The organism is Neisseria sp. P0009.S007, assembly GCF_051962515.1.
Genome location: NZ_JBQCVF010000965.1, coordinates 1 through 358 on the forward strand (window position 1 = coordinate 1; position 358 = coordinate 358).

A 358-nucleotide genomic window follows, 5' to 3' on the forward strand; every position below is an offset into this window, starting at 1 on the left:
GATGGGGGGGGGCGAATATGTATGCTTTTCCGCATAATACTGGTTCATGGATTGAACCATTGGGATTATTCGGCTTAGCAGGAACTGTTCCCAGTTCTTGTGGCTTTGGCAGTTCAGTAGCGACTACTGGTCATCAGCATGCAGCGGCTGCGATTGTTGCTTCCCGGTCAAAATCGCATATTGCTGTTGGGCGATGCAATAAAGACGAGCAAGACCCTTGTTCACAATTTCCCACAAAAAATGCAGCTAGAACTATTGCCTTAAAAGAAGCTGGTATTCCAACAAGCTCAACCCCGATTGCACAAAATATAACACCTAACTGGGAACAATATATGTATAAAAATCCAAATGGTTCACG

1 protein-coding gene is annotated in these 358 nt (G+C 44.4%); it reads left to right on the plus strand.

Going from position 1 to position 358, the window contains the following annotated elements; translation table 11 throughout:
• Positions 1-59: 59 nt before the first annotated feature.
• Positions 60-358 (plus strand): hypothetical protein (locus ACTHS3_RS17335; protein WP_440368680.1); only part of this gene is annotated, 299 nt, incomplete at its 3' end.